Origin of the sequence: Geodermatophilus sp. DSM 44513, assembly GCF_032460525.1 — a bacterium.
Lineage (GTDB): Bacteria > Actinomycetota > Actinomycetes > Mycobacteriales > Geodermatophilaceae > Geodermatophilus.
Genome location: NZ_CP135963.1, coordinates 2,357,662 through 2,374,443 on the forward strand (window position 1 = coordinate 2,357,662; position 16,782 = coordinate 2,374,443).

At 75.4% G+C, this 16,782-nt stretch carries 10 protein-coding genes; 2 read left to right on the forward strand and 8 right to left on the reverse strand.

Features of this window, described 5'->3' with window-relative positions; translation table 11 throughout:
* Window positions 1-8: 8 nt before the first annotated feature.
* The 4 genes from RTG05_RS11410 to RTG05_RS11425 all read right to left on the reverse strand — a co-directional run bounded on the left by RTG05_RS11410 (window position 9) and on the right by RTG05_RS11425 (window position 9,287).
* Complete coding sequence (locus tag RTG05_RS11410) at window positions 9-842, reverse strand: alpha/beta fold hydrolase (protein ID WP_315911805.1); 834 nt, start codon at window positions 840-842, stop codon at window positions 9-11.
* A 68-nt stretch (window positions 843-910) separates the two neighbouring features.
* Window positions 911-2,869: a 3-oxoacyl-ACP synthase III family protein gene (locus tag RTG05_RS11415; protein ID WP_208104917.1), complete on the reverse strand. Its 1,959-nt coding sequence runs from the start codon at window positions 2,867-2,869 to the stop codon at window positions 911-913.
* Window positions 2,866-8,427 (reverse strand): ATP-binding protein, encoded by a 5,562-nt coding sequence (locus RTG05_RS11420; protein ID WP_315911806.1) that lies wholly within the window; start codon window positions 8,425-8,427, stop codon window positions 2,866-2,868. The genes RTG05_RS11415 and RTG05_RS11420 overlap by 4 nt, the downstream gene beginning before the upstream one ends.
* Window positions 8,428-8,471: 44 nt before the next feature.
* Window positions 8,472-9,287, reverse strand: coding sequence for a 3-oxoacyl-ACP reductase family protein (locus tag RTG05_RS11425; protein ID WP_166528731.1), 816 nt, complete (start codon window positions 9,285-9,287; stop codon window positions 8,472-8,474).
* Between the two features lie 578 nt (window positions 9,288-9,865).
* Between RTG05_RS11425 and RTG05_RS11430 the strand changes: the two genes are divergently transcribed.
* Window positions 9,866-10,117 carry a WhiB family transcriptional regulator gene (locus tag RTG05_RS11430; protein ID WP_208105048.1) on the forward strand — a complete coding sequence of 84 codons (252 nt, stop codon included), beginning with the start codon at window positions 9,866-9,868 and terminating at the stop codon, window positions 10,115-10,117.
* Between the two features lie 747 nt (window positions 10,118-10,864).
* On the forward strand, window positions 10,865-11,434 hold the full coding sequence (locus RTG05_RS11435; RefSeq protein WP_315911807.1) for a GrpB family protein: 570 nt from the start codon (window positions 10,865-10,867) through the stop codon (window positions 11,432-11,434).
* A gap of 288 nt (window positions 11,435-11,722) precedes the next feature.
* On the opposite strand, the gene RTG05_RS11440 is transcribed toward RTG05_RS11435, so the two are convergent.
* The 4 genes from RTG05_RS11440 to kdgD are packed head-to-tail and all read right to left on the reverse strand — an operon-like array spanning window position 11,723 to window position 16,754.
* Entirely contained in the window at window positions 11,723-13,234 is a 1,512-nt protein-coding gene (locus tag RTG05_RS11440; RefSeq protein WP_166528732.1) for an aldehyde dehydrogenase (NADP(+)), read from the reverse strand.
* Between the two features lie 58 nt (window positions 13,235-13,292).
* Window positions 13,293-14,459 carry an L-talarate/galactarate dehydratase gene (locus RTG05_RS11445; RefSeq protein WP_166528733.1) on the reverse strand — a complete coding sequence of 389 codons (1,167 nt, stop codon included), beginning with the start codon at window positions 14,457-14,459 and terminating at the stop codon, window positions 13,293-13,295.
* A gap of 22 nt (window positions 14,460-14,481) precedes the next feature.
* A complete protein-coding gene (locus RTG05_RS11450) occupies window positions 14,482-15,810 on the reverse strand; it encodes an enolase C-terminal domain-like protein (RefSeq protein WP_166528734.1) in 1,329 nt (442 codons plus the stop codon).
* A 29-nt stretch (window positions 15,811-15,839) separates the two neighbouring features.
* Complete coding sequence (gene kdgD, locus RTG05_RS11455; protein WP_166528735.1) at window positions 15,840-16,754, reverse strand: 5-dehydro-4-deoxyglucarate dehydratase; 915 nt, start codon at window positions 16,752-16,754, stop codon at window positions 15,840-15,842.
* Between the last annotated feature and the right edge of the window lie 28 nt (window positions 16,755-16,782).

The following is a 16,782-nucleotide window of genomic DNA, read 5'->3' on the forward strand; positions in this document are numbered from 1 at the left end:
GGCCGGGGTCAGCCGGCGCCGGGCGCGCGGGCCAGCAGCGCGCGCAGCTCGGCGGCCATCACCTGCGGGTACTGCAGCGGCACGAAGTGGGTGCCGGCCAGCACGCGCAGCCGGGCACCAGCCACCGCCCGCGCCGCCGCCCGCACGTCGGCGACGTCGACCAGGGTGTCGTGGCTGCCCGCCACGAAGGTCACCGGGCAGCGCACCGGCGCCAGGTCGAGCGGGGCGTGCTCGGCGACGGCCAGCGCCAGGTGCCGGTACCAGCCCCAGTCGTGCCGGGCGAACTCCCGCAGCACCTCCACCAGCGGGCCCGGGTGGGCGGCCTCGCGGGCCGGGCCGAGCAGCGCCGGCAGCGACGCCAGCCGCTGCCAGGGCGGCAGGCCGGCGAGGAGCACCGGCAGCAGCGGCCCGACCGCCGGCAGCAGCGCGCTGCCCAGCCGCCCCGCGGCCGGCCGCCACCGTCGCGGCACCCCGTAGGGCCCGAACACCGACGTCGAGCTGCCCCCGGGGACGCCGGCGACGGCGAGCACAGCGCGCACCCGGCCGGGCTGCTCCAGCGCCAGCTCGAAGGCCACGTTGACGCCCAGCGACCAGCCGACGACCGCCGCCGAGGGCAGGTCGAAGGCGTCGAGGACGGCGCGGGCGTCCGCGGCGTGGTCCTCCACCCGCACCCGGGCGGGGTCGGCCGGCCGCTCGGAGCCGCTCAGGCCGCGGTGGTCCCAGCTGACCACCCGAAAGCCGCTGTCCCGCCCGGTGACCTGCGGCCAGGCCGCGGCCGGCGCGCCCAGACCGTTGCACAGCAGGACCGCCGGCCCGCTGCCGTCGTTGCACCAGGCGCGCAACCGCGTGCCGTCCGCACCGCGGACCGTGGTGTGGCCTCCCCGCCGGGGCCCGGCCGGGGGGTCCGCCGTCAGCCGAAGGCCTCCTGCACCCCGGCGGAGTCCTGCGCTGAGCCGTTCGGCTCCCGCACGGCCGGCGTCGTCCCGGCGTCCTGCGGCACCGACGCGGTCTGCACGGCGACGACGGCCGGGTCGACCCGCATCACCGCGTAGCCGGCCACCGCGCCGGCCCCGAACCCGGGCGCGAAGACCCGCACCGGCGCGTCGATGACGCCGTCGCGCACCGCGTCGTGGATGGCCAGCGGGATGCTCGCCGAGGAGGTGTTGCCGACCTGCTCGATGTTGAAGTACAGCTGGTCGGCCGACAGCCCGGCCCGCTCGGCCAGGCCGATGACCATCGTCTTGTTCGCCTGGTGCGGCACGATCAGCTCGACGCTGTCCAGCAGCGAGCCCTCGACGCCGTCGGGGTGCGGCAGCGCGGAGATCTCCTCGATCATCTGGCTGAGGTAGCGGCCGGCCAGCGCCTTCACCTGCGGGCCGAACACGGTGATGTTGTTGTCGAACTCCGGGTTGGGCCACAGGATCGAGTTGACCTCGCTGGCCGGGCCGCTGGCGTAGGTCTTCAGCACGTCGAAGTCGGTGCCGGTGCCCTCCGGGGCCGGGCCGACCACCAGCCCCGCCGCGCCGTCCCCGAAGATCATCCGGGACGTCCGGACGTTGCCGATCTTGTCGGAGAACTTCTCCACGCAGACCACCAGCACCGGCCGCTCCACCTCCTGCAGCAGCCGGGTGGCCTCCGCGACGCCGTAGGGCATGCCCGCGCAGGCGGCGATGATGTCGTAGGCGGCGTAGACCTGGTGCATGCCGAGCTGCCCGCACAGGTAGGTGGCCAGCGAGGGGATCAGCCGGGAGCTGGTGCAGGTGGCCACCAGCACCGCGCCGATCTCCTCCGGCTCCCGGCCGGCCTTGGCCAGTGCCGCCTCGGCCGCCTGCAGGGCCAGCTCCTCCAGCGGCAGCGAGCTGTACCGGCGCTGCTCGATGCCGGTCTTGCTGCTGATCTCCTCGGCGCTCATCGGGGACCAGTTGTAGGCGGTGTTGCGGATCAGGTCCTCGTTGCTGCAGGCCTGGTCGCCGTGCACCGCGGCCAGCGCCTCCAGCCGGGGCAGCACGGCGAACCGCTGGCGCACGTCGACCGCCGGGTAGGGCCGCACCGGCGGGCGGGACTCCCGGGCGGTGGGGGCCTGCCGCGGCGGGGCCTGCGTGCGCAGCCGGCGCAGGAAGGCCCGCACCTCCCTGTCCCGCGGGTGGAAGGCGACCACCCAGTCGTCGTCCTTGATCTCACCGGCCGCGGCCAGCTCCACCTTCGAGCGCTCCCACGGGTACTGGTTGTGCAGCACCATCGCCCAGCGGTGCAGGGCGGTCAGCTCGGGCACGTCCTCGTCGACGTCGAGGATGTCGTCGTAGTCGTACACCGGGTAGTCCGGGTCGTAGTCGGGCAGCCGGAAGGTAAGGTTGCCGGGCTGCTCGAGGAACTCCGCGACCGTGGGCTTGACGGCCGGCAGCGTGGAGGCGTGGTGGCGGCGGTTGGCGAACACGTCGAACAGGACGTCGAACACCCGGTCCTCGCACGGGCTCTCCCAGCGCGACGGCAGCTGCGGGTAGGCCTGCTGCACGCCGCTGACCTTGGCCTCGCCGTCCTCCCACGGCTCCAGCACGGGCAGGAACACGTCGGAGCGGCTGCGCGGCAGGTCGCCCCAGCGGGTGGGCCGCTTCTCGTACATGGTGATGGAGAAGCGGTTGGCCCAGAACAGGTTGAGCGCCATGTCCCGCATCAGGTCGTAGCGGCTGGCGTAGCCCCCGGTGCGGACCCGCTCGAGGATCTCCGTGCCGCTGGGGGCCTTGGTCTCGAAGTCCCGGCGGATGACGCTGTCGAGCTGCTCGAGGGTCTCCATGGTGGAGAAGTCCAGCTCCGGGATGATGTTCGAGGGGAACACCATGCGGCCGTGCTGGTTCAGGACGAAGGCGTTCACAGGAGGTCCTCCCTGGCCGGTGGTCGGGTGTCGGGCACGCGTGCCATCCCCCGCTCGACGGCGGCGATGAGACGGGGGCGCAGTTCGGCGGCGGGGATGATCGCGTGCACGGAGCCGGTGCGCCGGGCCCGCTCGATGTCGTGCACGGCCTCGAACTCGGCGGCCACCTCGCCGAGCTTCTCCGACCGGACGGTGCTGCGGACGCCGGCCAGCTGCGCGCGCAGCCGGCCCTGGCCGGCGCCGTCGGCCGCGGCGACCTGTGCCTCCAGCTCGCGCACCCGCGGGTCGGCGCCGGTGCGCTTGTCGACCTCGCGGGCGAAGACCACCGCGGCGGCCGGGGCCCCGCCGATGACCGACGCGTAGGAGCCCTCGACGGCGAGGACCTCCATGTTGTCGTTGAGGACGCCGGAGAACACCACGAAGGCGCCGCCGTGGTAGCGGGACACCACGCAGAACACGATCGGGCCGTCGAAGTTGGTGATGGCCCGGCCGATCTCCGCGCCGTACTCCAGCTGCCACTTGCGCAGCGACTCCGGGGACCCGTCGAAACCGGACAGGTTGGCCAGCACGACCAGCGGGCGGTTGCCGCTGGCGGCGTTGATCGCCCGCGCGGTCTTCCACGACGAGCGGGGGAACAGCGTGCCCGCGGTGAACTGGTCGGGCCCGTCGGCGGGGTGGCTGCCGCGCCGCGGGATCGGCCGGGACTCCACGCCGAGCACGGTGACCGGGTGCCCGCCGAGGTGGGCGTCCAGGACGACGGCGGTGTCGGCGTCGGCCATGCCGGCCCACCGCTCGAGCACCGGGTGGTCCTGGTCGGTCACCGCGCGCATGACGGTGCGGATGTCGAAGGCCTTCTTGCGCTCGGGGTTCCGCTCGGCGGAGAAGACGTCGCCGACGCGGGTGAACTCGCTGTCCGGGTGGGTGTGCGGGTGGTCGCGGACGTCGCGGTCGCGGGGGTCGGTGGTGGCCGCCGGGCGGGGGAAGCGCTCGCCGGGGGCCCGGTAGGCGTGGTCGTAGTGGCGGAACAGCACGTCCAAGGCGCCGCTGAGGTCCGGCGCCCAGTACTGCGCCTGGCCGTTGGGGCCCATGACGCGGTCGTAGCCGCCGATGCCGAAGTTGTCCTCCGCGGACACCCCGCCGGAGTAGTCCAGGGAGTGCTTGCCGGTGAGCACCATCGCGCTGTCCGGCGTCATGACCAGGATGCCCCGGGTGTGCATGAGCATCGTGGCCTCGGCGTTCCAGTACGGCTGGGCGCCGACGTTGATGCCGGTGACGACGACGTTGACCTCCCCGCCGGCCTGGGTGTACTCGATGATCCGGCGCAGCGCCCGGGACACCCAGTCCATGTTCTCGGTGCCGCTGTCCATGGAGATCCGGGCACCGGAGGACAGCGCGAACCACTCCACCGGGATGCCGTGCTCCTCGGCGAGGTCCAGCGCGGCGACCACCCGGGCGCACTCGGGCTCCGCGACGGTGCCCAGGGCCTTGGTCGGGTCGCCGAACAGCGCCACCCGGGTCATGCCCTCGGGGTAGCGCTCGGTGGGCGTGGTGACCAGGCCGGCGACGATCCCCGCCCGGTTCTGCCCCGGCGGGCGCTGCACCGGGACGAGCCGGCCGTCGGCGTCCAGGTCGTGCTCGACGAAGGAGCCGTCCGGGCCGGCCAGCAGCGGGGCCAGCTCGTAGGGGTAGGGGTAGCCGCGGGCCCGGGAGCTGAGCACCTTCGCGGTGTAGTCGTCCAGCGGGCGCATCGGCTGCGTGGGCCGGTCGGTGACCTCCATGCGCACGCCGGAGCCGGGGCGGTAGGAGAACCGCAGGGCCACGTCGCGCGGAGGGCGGCCGTCGGCCTCCTGCAGCCGGGCCAGCAGCACGATCTGGTCCAGGCCGGCGCCCACGGTGAGCGGCGCCGACGTCCGGGCGAACGCAGCCACCTGCTGCAGCGGCACCTCGATCGACGGCCAGGCGTAGAGGTGCACCCGGTTGTGCTCCAGCGGCCGCGCCGAGCGGCCCTGCGCCCGCCGCTGGGCCTGCGCCCGGCGCAGGCTGTCCAGGCAGGCGGTGAGCTGGCGCTCGATGGTCGGGAAGCCGGTGACCTCGCCGTGCTCGTCGCGCACCGGGGTCAGGTCGCGGACCTCGGCCATGGCCACGAACCGCTCGTCGTTCGGGTTCTCCCGCGCCCGGACGTGCAGCAGGTAGGTGTCCTCGGCCGACGGCAGCCGCTCGCCGTCGAACTCCTTGAGCCGCCAGATCTGGAACCGCTGCGCGGTGAGCGGGTGCAGCCCGCGGATGACCCGCTCCTCGGCCAGGCCCTCGTCCTCCGACGGCCGGTAGGTGAGCGTCTCGACGCCGCCGTCCCGGGTGCACACGGTGACCGTCACCCGCCGGCCGGTCCGCAGCGCCGGGACGCCGGCCAGCACGGCGCGCAGCCGCTCGGACAGCGCGTCGGTGTCGGCCGGGCGGTCGGGCCAGTCGACGTACAGGTCGACGACCACCTGGGTGGGGTCGGCGACCCCGGCCAGCGCGCCAGCCAGCTCGCTGAGCGCCCGGGACAGCCGCGGCGCCTCGGTCATCAGCGCGACCAGGTGCAGCCGGGCGCCGGCCAGGTCGTACTCCGCGGTGACGCAGGTGTCCCCGTCCAACAGGGTGGCGTGCACGCCCTCCAGGTCGCGGCTGCGGTAGTAGCGGCGGGTGAGCACCTCCAGCACCGGGTCCGGGGCGGTGGTCGAGCGGCCGAACCGCTCGGCCAGCAGCCGCACCAGCGGCTCGGGGCTGGCGACGAGCGCCTCGATCCGCCGGATGGACTCCGCGGTGTCGCCGCGGGCGGCGGCCTCGTCGAGCTCGCCGAGCAGCCGCCGCGCGTCCTCGAGCACCCGCCGGCGCTCCTGGAGCAGGACCGGCTCCTCGAACCAGCGGTAGCGGACGGCGCGGGCCAGGTCCCCGAGGGCCGGGTGGCGCAGCTGGGTGGCCACGACCAGCCGGTCGAGCACCTCGGCGACCTCGGCGGTGGCCGGGCCCTCCGGCGGGCGGTCGTCGGCCAGCCAGCGGTCCAGCAGCCCCGACACCGCGGGCAGCTGCTCCCCGACCCGCTGCTGGGCGAGGAACACCCGGTGCACGGCCTCGGTGAGCGCCGCGCCGGGCCCCGTGCCGTCCAGCGCCGGGTCCGGCTCCAGGTCGTGCACGCCGTAGTGGGCCAGCACCCGGCGCAGCCGGGCGCGGAACGCCTCCGGCAGCCCCTCCCGCTCGGCGTCGAGGGAGTGCAGGTAGGCGTGGAAGTGCTCCCGCGGGCTGTGGACCTGGCTGTCGGCCTCCTCCTCCTCGCTGGCCGGCCGGTTGCGGGACAGCTCGGCGACGTCGGCGAAGGTGACCAGCACCTCCAGCTCGGCGGCCAGCAGGTCGGCGTCGTCGACGGGCAGCTCCTCGCGGGCGGCGGCGTACTCGGCGACCAGCTGCCGGGCGTGCCGGCCGCTGACGTCGTAGCCGGTGACCAGCGCCCGCAGCGCGGCCAGCCGGGCGAGCGCGCGCGTCCGCGGGTCGTCGTCGGGCGCGCGGTCCTCACCGGGCAGCGCCACTCGCTCGCCCGCGGCCTCCTCGACGTCGCCGCCGGCCCGGTCCAGCGCGAGCAGCGCGGCGCCGGCGTCGACCTGGCTGTTGACGGCGGCCCGCACCTCGCGCACCCGGCCGGCGAACGGCGCCCGCACGGCCGTCTCCATCTTCATGCTCTCCAGCACGGCGACCGGCTGGCCGGCCGCCACCTCGTCCCCGGGCGCGACGCGGACGGCGACGACCACGGCCGGCGCGGGCGCGCGCACCACCCCGCCGACGTCCCGGGACACCCGGTGCGTCTCGCCGTCCACCTCGACCAGGGTGGAGCCGGGGGCCTCGGCGGCGACCACGGAGTACCGCCGTCCGCCGGCGGTCAGCCGGCTCTCCAGCCGGCTGAGCCGGTCGACCTCGACGTCGACCTCCCGGCCGTCCAGGCCGACGCGGTACCGGTCGCGGTCGACGGTGGCGACGGTCAGCCGGTACACCTGCCCGCGCATGCCGAGCTCCACGGTGCGGCCCACCTCGTGCGGGGCGCGGGGGCGCCCGCCGCGCGCGGACGCGAGGAAGGCGAGCCGCTCCTGCTCGACCTCGGCCTCGGCCAGGTCGACGGCGACCTGCACCATCGCCACCCAGGCGTTCTCCGTCGGACGGACGGCGCCGGTGCCGGCGCGGTCCAGCCACGCGGTGTCGGCGGTGCCCTCGAACACCTCGGGCCGGTCCAGCAGGTCCAGCAGGAAGGACTTGGTGGTGGTGCCGCCGGACAGCACCACGGTGGTCTCCCGCAGCGCGCAGCGCAGCCGGGCGAGGGCCTCCGGGCGGTCCCGGCCCCAGGTGACCACCTTGGCGACCATCGAGTCGTACTGCGGCGGGATGACGTCGCCGACGCCGATGCCGGTGTCGACGCGCACGCCGGGCCCGGCGGGCAGCCGCATCAGCTCCACCCGGCCGGGGGCGGGGGCGAAGCCGGCCTCGGCGTCCTCGGCGGTGAGCCGGGCCTCCACGGCGTGCCCGACGGCCGGCGGCGGCTCGCCCTCCAGCCGGCCGCCGGCGGCGACGTGCAGCTGCAGCTTGACCAGGTCCAGCCCGGTGGTCTCCTCGGTGACCGGGTGCTCCACCTGCAGCCGGGTGTTGACCTCCAGGAAGGTGAACAGCTGCTCGGCCGGCTGGTAGAGGAACTCCACGGTGCCCGCGCCGACGTACCCGGCGGCGGAGACCAGCGCGGTGGCCGAGGCGCGCAGCGAGGCGTCCTGCTCGGCGCTCAGCGCGGGCGAGGCGGACTCCTCCAGCACCTTCTGGTTGCGCCGCTGCACCGAGCAGTCCCGCACGCCCGGTGCCCACACGGTGCCGTGCTGGTCGGCGATGACCTGGACCTCGACGTGCCGGCCGCCCTCGACCAGCCGCTCCATGAACACGACCGGGTCACCGAACGTGCGCTCGGCCTCGGTGCGGGTGCGGGCCAGCGCCTCGTCGAGCTCGGCCTCGGAGCGCACCACGCGGATGCCGCGCCCGCCGCCACCGCTGCGGGACTTGACGATGAGCGGGTAGCCGATGGCCGCCGCGTGGCGCCGGCCGTCCTCGGCGTCCTCCACCGGGCCGTGGCTCCACGGGGCGACCGGGACGCCGGTCTTCTCCGCGAGCACCTTGGCCTCGATCTTGGCGCCGAGCAGCCGCATGGCCTCCGGCGGCGGCCCGATGAAGGTCACGCCGAGGTCGGCGCACAGCTCGGCGAAGGCCGGGTCCTCGGCGACGAACCCCCAGCCGACCCAGGCCGCGTCGGCGCCGCTGGCGCGCAGGGCGCGGGCCAGCTCGGCATGGTCGAGGTAGGGGCTGGCCGCGCCGTCGGAGCGCAGGACGACGGACTCGTCCGCGGCGCGCACGAACGTCGCCCGGCGCTCCTCCTCGGTGTGCAGCGCCACGACCCGGGTGCGGGTGCCGTGCTCGGCGTTGAGCTCCCGGACCGCACGGACCAGCCGGAGGGCCGGCTCCCCACGGTTCACGACGGCGATGCGGTCGAACACCCGGGCTCTCCTGACGTCGGTGGGTCGCTGGGGGGGCGCGCCGGCTACATGTCCAGGCCGCCGTTGACGCCCCACACCTGGCCGGTGATGTAGCCGGAGGCGTCCGCGGCGAGGAAGTGCACGACGCGGGCGACCTCCTCGGGCTCGCCGAGCCGGCCGATGGGGGTCTTGGCCCGGAGGCCGTCGAGCACCTTCTCCGGGACGGTCTCGAGCATCTCGGTGGCGGTGTAGCCCGGCGTCACGGCGTTGACGGTGATGCCCAGCCCGTCGGTCTTGCCCGACCGCTGCACCTGCATCGCGGCCTCGCGGGCGAGGGTCTTGGTGAGGCCGAGCAGCCCGGCCTTGGCCGAGGAGTAGTTGGACTGGCCGATGCCGCCCATCTCCCCGATGACCGAGGAGATCATGACGATCCGGCCGGTGCCCCGCTCGAGCATGTGCTTGAGCGAGGCCTGGGAGAGGTAGAAGGCGCCGGAGAGGTTGACGTCGATGACCCGGCGCCAGTCGTCGTCGGTCATCTTCAGCACGGTGCGGTCGGCGGTGATGCCGGCGTTGTTGACCAGGATGTCGAGTCGGCCGTGCTGCTCGATGACCTCCGCGACGGTGCGCCGGCAGTCCTCGGGGTTGGCGATGTCGCCGCGGTGCACCGTCATGTGGCTCTCCGGGTACGCCCCGGCGAAGTCCTGGGCGAACATCTCCGCACGCTCGGTGTTGCCGCTGTAGCCGGCCGCGACGTCGGCCCCCTGGGCGGCGAAGCTGCGGCAGATCGCGGCCCCGATCCCCCGGGTCCCGCCGGTCACGAAGGCGACCCGGCCCGAGAGCTTGTCGCCGATCCTGTTGGTGCGGGTCTGGGTGGCTGTCACCGGGGGCCTCCTCGGCACTGGGGAGAGTGCACGTCATCGCTGGACCGGAGCCGGGTCGACGACCAGGCCACCTCGCTCCGGCATCGGGTACGGGCAGCATGGTGGGCCGGGAGCGGCACGGCAACAAGAGAACGGGACCGTCCGCTACGGGCCGTTCCGGGTCGCCGACGATCGGCCCTCCGCGCGCCGCCACCGGCCACCGGAGGACCGCCGGCACGCGTCCCGACGGGTGGGACGGCACCGCCCACGGCGACCGGTCGGCCGCCTGCGCGGCGGGCCCGGACGGCGTCCCCGCGGCTGCGCCCACCAGCGCCGGACGGTGACGCGCCGGGGCGGCCCCGGCGAGGACAGATGACGCCAAGAGACGACCCGCATTCCCCTCACCTTGTGCCAGTGCGCGGCAGGCGGCCACCTCCGTAACGTCACCTCCAGCAACCAGTTCGTACCGGTCCGTCACGGGTGGTACGACCCTCCCCCTCCCCGAGGAGCTCCGCGTGTCCGTCTTCGCCCGCCCCCACCTGGCCCTGGTCAGCGACCACTCCCCGGCCACCGGCCACGACGCCTCGCCGTGGACGGACCTGTCCCCCGTCGGCGACGCCTCGTGGCGCCTGGACGCGCTCTGCGCGGAGACCGACCCGGAGGCGTTCTTCCCGGAGAAGGGCGGCTCGACCCGCGACGCCAAGCGCGTCTGCAGCGGCTGCGCCGTCCGGGCGGAGTGCCTCGAGTTCGCCCTCGCCAACGACGAGCGCTTCGGCATCTGGGGCGGCCTGTCCGAGCGGGAGCGGCGCCGGCTGCGCCTGCAGCAGCGCAGCGGCCGCATCAGCGCCTGACCGCTCGAGTCGGCGCCGTGCGCCGGGCTCCCCGGTCGGGGCGCCCCGGGAGCCCGCGCGCCGTCGGGGCGGTCGGCCCCGTCCCTCACGCAGGCCCGTCCCCCGGGGAACGCCCCGTCACCGCACCCACCGCCGGGGACCCGCGGCGGTCATCCCGGCCCGTCGCACGCGGGCCGCGGCCACCGGTCGTGGCCCCGCCGGGCGGCGGGCAGACCGGGTCGGCGGTCCCGGGCAGGACACGTGGCGCCAGCGGACGCGGCGTCCCTCGTCCCTGCGGTGGGCCCGTACGGCGACGGCGCCGGCGGGCACCGCCCAGCCGCGTGCGACCGCGACGGCGCCTCCCTGACCTCCCTGACGAACGGCACCGGGTGCCCTGGCGTTGCCCGCGGGGACGTGGTCGGGTCGGGGGCGTTCCCGCGGAAACGCCCCCCGGCACGGACGCCGCCGGCGCTCGGTCCGTCGCGTCGTCGTCGAGGACCTGACAGCTGGAGTCCTGCTCCGCCACCGACGCGCCGAGCCGGTGCACCACGGTGGCTGGCGACGACGCCCGGCCGTGGTGCAGCACGCCCCGGAACTCCGGCGCGACCGGCCCGGAGGACCACGTGGCCGGTACAGGCAGCGGACCGGGGCGCAGCGGCTGCAGGACGACCGGTGCAGCGCGAGCCACAGCGAGGGCCGGCACCGGCGACGCACCCGTCCCGCCCACCACAGCCGCACCGGTCGGCCCGATCAGGGACGATCCGTGGTGTGGCGGACTGGCCCGCGTGGGCGACCGAGCGCGTGGAGATCCACCCGGCCGACCCGGAGTGGCAACGGCGCGGTGAGCAGGCCTGCCGGGACCTGGACGCAGCGCTCGCCGCCTGGCTGGTCGCCCCGGTGGAGCACGTCGGGTCGACCGCCGTGCCCGGCCTCGCGGCCAAGCCGATCCTGGACCTGCAGGCCGCGGTCGCCGACCTCGACTGCGCGCCCCTGGTGGTCGAGGCCCTCGGCGAGGAATGGCGCCTCGTCCCGCCCGAACTGGACGCCCGGCCGTGGCGCCGATTCCTGGTCCACGTCGTCAACGACACCCGCGCGGCCCACCTCCACCTGATGGCCCCGGACAGCGAGCGGTGGGCCCAGCAACTGACGTTCCGCGACGCCCTGCGCCAGGACCCCGGACTGGTGCGTCAGTACGCCGACCTCAAGAGGCAGCTGGCGGCCGAGCACACCGGCGACCGGGAGGCCTACACAGCCGCGAAACGAGGCTTCATCGACGCCGTGCGACGTGGGCGCCGGCCATGGACGACGGTCGTCGAGCGGCCGGACGCCGGCACCTGAGCAGCGTGCCGCCGGGCACGGTCCCCCACCCACCCGATCTCCGGGACACGTCTGGTCGTCTCCGTCCTGGTCGCGCTGCGCCGTTCGTCCCGGCCGCCGCCACCGACCCCGAGGGACCCGTGGGACGGTCCTGGTCGCCTGCGTCCCCACGCCCGAGGAGGGCGCGGCCCACGCCGCGGCCGTCGACGAGGCGGCCCAGAGGGGCGGCTCGACCCGCGCGCCACGTCGCCCCGTCCGGCTCAGCGCGCACAGCCGGTGCCGGTCGGTGTCGGCACCCAGGGCGCGGCGTCACGGCAGCCGCAGGACGCCGTCGACGCGCCGCGGGATGCCACCGAAGTCGTCGGTGAGCTCCGGCGGGAGGACCTCCTGCGGCGCCCCCTGCCAGGTCACCGGGCGCAGGAAGCGCCGGATCGCCGTCGTCCCCACCGAGGTGTGCTGGGAGTTCGTCGACGGCCACGGCCCGCCGTGGTGCTGCGCCCAGGAGACCGCCACACCGGTCGGGTAGGCGTCGTAGACCAGCCGCCCGGCACGGGTGCGCAGCTCCTGGGAGACGGCCAGGGGCAGCTCGGTCTCCCCGGTCCCGCGCAGCACGGTGGCGGTCAGGGACGACGGCATCCTCCCCAGCGCGGCGAACAGCTCGGCCTCACCGGCGTAGCGGGCCACCACCGCCACCGGCCCGAAGCACTCCTCGGTGACCTCGGCGGGCAGGTCGCCGGCCCGGGTCTGCAGCAGTCGCGACACCGCCTCGAAGCCCCGCCCCGACGGGTCCCCACCGCGGGCGACCTCCTGCACGCCGGGCGCGTCGGCCAGACCGTCGGAGATCCGCCCGTAGGAGGCGGCGATGCCCTCGTTGAGCAGCACCGGCGCGGCCGTGTCGCGCACCGCCTCGGCCATCGCGTCGACCACGGCGTCGCCGTCGGGGCCGGCCGGCACGAACGCCAGCCCCGGCTTGGTGCAGAACTGGCCGCCGCCGAGGGTGAACGAGCCGACCAGCCCGGCGGCGAGCTCGCCGGCCCGCTCGGCCGCGGCCGCCGGCGTGACCACGACGGGGTTGAGGCTGGACAGCTCGCCGAAGAACGGCACCGGGTCCGGGCGGCGCTCGATGACCTCCAGCAGTGCGCGGCCGCCGGTGACCGACCCGGTGAAGCCGACGGCGCGGATCGCGGGGTGGGCGACCAGGTCGGCGCCGGCCTGCAGCCCGTGCACGATGCCCAGGGTGCCGTCGGGCGCCCCGGCCTCGCGCGCGGCGGCGTCCAGCAGGTCGAAGACCGACTGCGAGGTCGCCGGGTGCGAGCCGTGCGCCTTGACGACCACCGGGCAGCCGGCGGCGAGCGCGGAGGCGGTGTCGCCACCGGGCACGGAGAAGGCCAGCGGGAAGTTGCTCGCGCCGAAGACGGCGACCGGGCCGATCGGCACGAGCATCCGGCGCAGGTCCGGCCGCGGGCCCATCGGGGTGTCCCCGGGCCGGTCGATGGCCGCCTCCAGGTAGCTGCCCTCCTCCAGCACCTCGGCGAACAGCCGCAGCTGGTAGCCGGTGCGGGTGAGCTCGCCGCCCAGCCGGGTGGCGCCCAGCGCGGTCTCCCGGTCGGCGAGGGCCACCACGTCGGCGCGGTGGGCCTCCAGCGCGTCGGCCAGGGCGCGCAGCAGCGCCGCCCGCCCGGCGCGGCCGAGCGCGTCCAGGCCGGGGGCCGCGGTGAGCGCGGCCGCGCACAGCCGGTCCACCTCGGCGGTGGTGGTCTCGCGGGCGACCACCTCGACGGCCTCGCCGGTGCGGGGGTCGGTGCTGACGACGTCGGACATGCGGGGACGTGCTCCTTCGTGGTCGGCCAATATCGCGATGAAGGTCGGGACGGGCGGGTCAGCGGACGGCGCCGACGGTGACGCGGTCGACCGTCCAGGCGCGGGCCTGCTCGCTCAGCGTGACGCCCAGGCCGGGCCGGTCGGGGACGTACATGCGGCCGCCGCGGGTCTCCAGGCGCTCCTCGAACAGCGGGTACAGCCAGTCGAAGTGCTCCACCCACGGCTCGATCGGGTAGGCGGCGGCCAGGTGCAGGTGGATCTCCATGGCGAAGTGCGGGGCGAGCTGCAGGTGCGCCACCTCGGCGAGGGTGGCCAGCCGCAGGAACTGGGTGATGCCCCCGACGCGGGGGGCGTCGGGCTGCAGGACGTCGACCGCGCCGTGCCGGATCAGCTCGGCGTGCTCGGCGACGCTGGTGAGCATCTCCCCGGAGGCGATCGCGGTGTCCAGCGAGCGGGCGAGCTGAGCGTGCCCCTCGGTGTCGTGGGCGTCCAGCGGCTCCTCGATCCAGAACAGGTCGAACTCCTCCAGCCGGCGGCCGACCCGCATGGCGGTCGGCCGGTCCCACTGCTGGTTGGCGTCCACCATGAGCGGCACGCCGTCGCCGAGGTGCTCGCGGACGGCGCGCACCCGGCGCAGGTCCTCCGCCGTGTCCGGCAGGCCCACCTTGACCTTGATGCCGCCGACGCCGGACTCCAGCGTCCGCGTGGCGTTGTCGCAGACCTGCTCGACCGACTCGTGCAGGAAGCCGCCGGAGGTGTTGTAGCAGCGCACCGAGTCCCGGTGCGCCCCCAGCAGCTTGGCCAGCGGCAGGCCGGCCCGCTTGGCCTTGAGGTCCCACAGTGCGACGTCGATGGCGGCGATGGCCTGGGTGGCGGCGCCGCTGCGGCCGACGGAGGCGCCGGCCCAGACCAGCCTGGTCCACAGCCGGCCGATGTCGCTGGGGTCCTCGCCGATGAGGTCCGGCGCGACCTCCGTCGCGTGGGCGAACTGGGCCGGCCCGCCGGCCCGCTTGGAGTAGGAGAACCCGACGCCCTCGTGCCCGCCCTCGGTGGTGACCTCGGCGAACAGGAACGCGACCTCGGTCATCGGCCGCTGGCGGCCGGTGAACACCTTGGCGTCGCTGATCGCGTGCGGCAGCGGCAGGGTGACCGAGGACAGGGTCACCGACTCGATCCGGTCGAGGACGGCGGGCGGGCTGGGGCGGACGTCCTGCACGAGGGTCACGGCGGTCTCCGGGGTCAGGGGGTCAGCGGACGAGGGCGGGGCGCTTGGGGTCGAACTGCCAGCCGGGCAACAGGTGCTGCATCGCCACCGCGTCGTCCCGGGCGCCGAGGCCGTGCTCGAGGTACAGCTCGTGCGCGGCGGCGAGTGCGTCACGGTCCAGCTCCACGCCCAGGCCCGGGGTGGTGGGGACGGCGATGGCGCCGTCGCGGATCTGCAGCGGCGAGCGGGTGAGCGCCTGCCCGTCCTGCCAGATCCAGTGCGTGTCCAGGGCGGTGATCGCCCCGGGGGCGGCGGCGCCGACCTGGGTGGCCATGGCCAGGGAGACGTCGAAGTGGTTGTTGGAGTGCGAGCCCCAGGTCAGCCCGAAGTCTGAGCACAGCTGGGCGACCCGCACCGAGCCGCGCATCGTCCAGAAGTGCGGGTCCGCGAGCGGGATGTCGACCGCGTTGGTCCGGACGGCGTGAGCCATCTGCCGCCAGTCGGTCGCGACCATGTTGGTGGCCGTGGGCAGCCCGGTGGCCCGGCGGAACTCGGCCATCACCTCGCGGCCGGAGTAGCCGCCCTCGGCGCCGACCGGGTCCTCGGCGTAGGCGAGCACCCCGTGCAGGTCGCGGCACAGGTCGACGGCCTCGGTGAGCAGCCAGCCGCCGTTGGGGTCCAGGGTGATCCGCGCCTCGGGGAAGCGCTGGGCCAGGGCTCGGACGGCGGCGACCTCCTCGGCCCCGGCCAGCACGCCGCCCTTGAGCTTGAAGTCGGTGAACCCGTAGCGGGCCTGCGCGGCCTCGGCCAGCGCGACGACCGCCTCCGGGGTGAGCGCGGGCTCCCGGCGCAGCCGCGCCCAGTCGTCGGCCGGGTCCGGCTCGGTGAGGTAGGGCAGGTCGGTGGCGTGCCGGTCGCCGACGTAGAAGAGGTAGCCGAGCACCGGCACGCTGTCGCGCTGCTGCCCCTCCCCCAGCAGCTCGGCCACCGGCACGCCGAGGTGCTGGCCGAGCAGGTCCAGCAGCGCGGACTCCAGCGCGGTCACCGCGTGGATCGTCGTGCGCAGGTCGAAGGTCTGCAGCCCGCGGCCGCCGGCATCCCGGTCGGCGAAGGTGGCCGCGACCGAGCGCAGCAGCGACCCGTACCGGGCGACCGGCTGCCCGGTGAGCAGCTCGCCGGCGTCGGTGATGGTGCGCCGGATCGCCTCGCCGCCGGGCACCTCCCCCACCCCGGTACGGCCCGCGGAGTCGGTGACGACCGCGATGTTGCGGGTGAAGAAGGGGCCGTGCGCGCCGCTGAGGTTGAGCAGCATGCTGTCGTGCCCGGCGACGGGCACCACCTCGACGCGGGCCACGGTGGGGGTGCGGGTCACAGCCGTCCTCTCGGGTCCGGAGCGGGGGGTCAGGAGACCTTGTCGACCAGCGCGGTGAGCTCGGCGAGCTCGGCCTCGGTGAGGTCCGACAGCGGCGGGCGCACCCGGCCGCCGTCGCGCCCCACGGCGGTGAGACCGGCCTTGACGATGGAGACCGCATAGCCCTTGGCCCGGTCGCGGATGTCGAGGTAGGGGATGACGAAGTCGTTGAGCATCGAGTACACCGCCCCGTGGTCCTGGGCACGCACGGCGGCGTAGAACCGCAGCGCGAACTCCGGCAGGAAGTTGTACAGCGCTGAGGAGTAGGTGCTCACGCCCAGCTGCAGCAGCGGCAGCGCGAACGTCTCCGCGGTGGGCAGGCCGCCGACGTAGACGAGCCGCTCGCCCACGCGGGCGTAGGTACGGGTCATCTGCTCGATGTCGCCCACGCCGTCCTTGAGGCCGATCAGCGTGGGGTTGCGGTCGGCGACCTTGGCCACGGTGACGTCGGTGAGCACCGCGTTGGCCCGGCTGTAGACGATGACGCCGAGGTCGGTGGCGTCGCAGACCGCGCTGACGTGCTCGACCAGGCCGCGCTGGCTGGCCTCGGTGAGGTAGGGCGGGAACAGCAGCAGCCCCGAGGCGCCGGCGTCCCGGGCGGCCCGGGCCTGGGCGACGGCGACGGCGGTGCCCCCGGTGGCCGGCGCGACCACCGGTACCCGGCCGGCCACCTCGTCGACGGCGACGCGGACCACCCGGTCGATCTCCGCCGGGGTCAGGGAGAAGCCCTCCCCGGTCCCACCGGCGGCGAACAGCCCGGCGACGTCGAACCCCGCCTGCCAGGCCAGGTGCTCGCGGTACCGCGGCTCGTCGAACTGCAGCTCGGCGTCGAAGTGGGTCACCGGGAAGGAGAGCAGGCCGGACCTCAACCGGTCGGCGAGGGCATCGGGGGGCAGCAGCGTCACGGGGCGTCCTTGGGTCCGACGGGTCCGC